At 77.0% G+C, this 2,378-nt stretch carries 3 protein-coding genes; 1 reads left to right on the top strand and 2 read right to left on the bottom strand.

Translation table 11 applies throughout. From position 1 onward, the window contains the following. Window positions 1-10 precede the first annotated feature (10 nt). Entirely contained in the window at window positions 11-469 is a 459-nt protein-coding gene (locus E2C05_RS31055; RefSeq protein WP_133223471.1) for a response regulator, read from the bottom strand. A gap of 181 nt (window positions 470-650) precedes the next feature. Here E2C05_RS31055 and E2C05_RS34430 point away from each other — a divergent pair, with 181 nt between their 5' ends. Then, a complete protein-coding gene (locus tag E2C05_RS34430; protein ID WP_200306706.1) occupies window positions 651-1,334 on the top strand; it encodes a TetR/AcrR family transcriptional regulator in 684 nt (227 codons plus the stop codon). Between the two features lie 321 nt (window positions 1,335-1,655). Here the strand turns inward: E2C05_RS34430 and E2C05_RS31065 are convergent. Continuing rightward, on the bottom strand, window positions 1,656-2,378 hold a 723-nt coding region (locus E2C05_RS31065), incomplete at its 5' end, for a class I SAM-dependent DNA methyltransferase (protein WP_133223472.1).

Raw genomic sequence — 2,378 nt, forward strand, 5'->3', positions numbered from 1 at the left:
GCCCGCGCGCTCAGCCATGCCGGCAGCCGGGCGCCGCCGCCAGCGCCAGCGGGCAGGCCAGGGACGCCGCCGCCGGCAGCAGCGCCGCCGGCCCGGCAGGCCGGTGCAGCAGCCGCGTCCGGCCATCCTCGAACAGCGTCGGCAGGCCGGGGCCGATCTCGTCCGCCGCGGCGAGGATGATCGCCGCCAGCCGCGGCTGCAGGCGACGCAGCTGGCTGGCCAGATCGAAGCCATCGGTGCCGGGCAGGTCGAAATCGGTCACCAGCAGGCGGAAGGACCGCGCCGCCGCCAGCCGCAGGGCCTGCGGCGCATCCGTCACGCTCCAGGTCCGGCAGCCCGCCTCGGCCAGGGCCCGCGCATCTGCCATGGCGGCCAGCGGGTCCCGCCCGACCAGCAGCACCGGCAACCCCGCCAGGCCGCAGCCGCCCCGCCCGCACCACCCGTCATCCTGCCTTGGTTGCCATGCCATCGCGCCATGTCCTCCGCCGCGGCGGGCAGGAGCGCCATGCCGCGGTCAGGTTCATTGAACATATTCGATGGATTTGTTCATTGATCTGAATCATTGACATCGGTCGCCATCGCTGGCCGGCTTGCGGTCGGCACCGGCGCCGCGCCCGACGCGGGCGGTGGCTGGCGATGGAGAGCAAGGCATGGCGATTCCCCCCCGTCCGAGGCGGCCGGCGGACCACCCCGATGGCCGGGCGCGGCAGAAGCAGGGGACCAAGGACCGGCTGGTCGAGGCGGCGGCCCGCTGCTTCGCCGAACGCGGCTACGAGGCGACCAGCGTCAGCGAAATCGCCGAGGCGGCGGGCGTCGTTCCCTCGCTGATCAACACCTATTTCCTCGGCAAGGCCGGGCTGCTCTACGCCGTGGTGCAGCGGCACAACGCGCCGCAATTCGCCGCCATCGCCGCCGCCGCTGCCGCGGGCGGCACGCCGCTCGACCGGCTGGACCGCGTCGTCGCCGCCATGGCGGAGATGGACCTGCGGGAGCCGCGGCTGCTGGCGGCGCTGCAATCCCTGTCCTGGGCCTGGCCGCCGGAGACCGAGGCGCAGAACCTGGCGGAGCTGCGGCCGGTCTTCGACCTGCTGGGCGGCCTGGTGCGGGACGGCATCGCCGCCGGCCAGTTCCGCCCGCTGCCGGTGGCGGATGCGGTGGCGCTGGCCTGGGCCGCCTATACCCAGGGGTTGCGGCCGGCGGTCTTCGGCCAGGCGGCGCCGGCCGATGCCGCCGCGCGCGTCCAGGCGCTGCTGCGCAGCCTGCTCCTTCGAGCGGATCCCGATCGGCCGGACGCACCTGATCGGGTGAAGATCCCTGTGGAGTCAAATGACTAGGACGGTTGCCGTAAGCCCTGGCGAACGGAAGCCGCGCCAGGGGCGCCGGCCGCTGAAGCCGGCGCGTCGCCCCGGGCGGTGGGGAGCCCCCGGGGGCCGTCGCATCGGCGGCCACCCGCAGGCCTCGGCCGGAAAGGGGGGGGCTCCGCGGCCGCCGGCTGCCGAAGCCTGCCCCGGGCGGTCGCAGCGGCGCGAAGCCGCAGGTCTCGCCCGCCCCGGTGTCGCGGCCCGAGCGCGCACGTTCCATGCGCCGTCAGGCGTCCTCGGCGGATCGCGGGATCCCGCGCCGGCGCGTCTGCGGTGCCCGCCCGGGTCGGTCCCTCAGTCCCGCCGCAGCAGGAGCAGCGCGCCGGCGACCGGCGCGCCGCCTTCGGTCCGCAGCGCCGCCGCCTCGCGCGCCACCTCGGACAAGCCCGCCGCCGCGGCCAGCGCCGCGACATGCGCCGGGTCGTGCCGGTAGCGCAGCGCGCCATGCAGGGCGAAGGGCGCGTCCTCCCCCGCCTCCAGGCTGAAGGCGGCGAGGCCGCCCGGCGCCAGCGCGCCGGCGATCGCCGCCAGCGCCGGCGCCAGGTCGCCGAGGTAGTTCAGCACATCCGCGGCGGCGACCAGGTCGAAGCGCGGCGCCTGCCGCGGCAGCCAGTCCAGCAGGTCCGCCTCGTGCAGCGCGTCATAGAGGCCGCGCCGGCGCGCCTCGGCCAGCATCCGGGGCGAGAGGTCCAGCCCCTCCAGCCGCCGGGCGAAGGGCGCCAGCGCCGCGCCGGACAGGCCGGTGCCGCAGCCGACATCCAGCACCGCCAGGCGCCGCGCCTTCGCCACCCCCGCCCGCTCCAGCAGCGCCGCCAGCAGCGCCGGGGAGCGATAGTCCAGGCGGCCGGTCAGCTCCGCCTCGAACCGGGGGGCGAACTGGTCGAACAGGTCCCGCACATAGGCGGCCGGGGCGCGGTCGGGGGCCGGCGCCTCGCCTAGCGCGGCCAGCAGGAAGCGCGCCTGCCCGGCCAGGACGCCGGCCGGCGGGCCGGCGGCATCGGCGCGCGCCAGCGCCAG

This window comes from Paracraurococcus ruber (genome assembly GCF_004353985.1).
Lineage (GTDB): Bacteria > Pseudomonadota > Alphaproteobacteria > Acetobacterales > Acetobacteraceae > Paracraurococcus > Paracraurococcus ruber.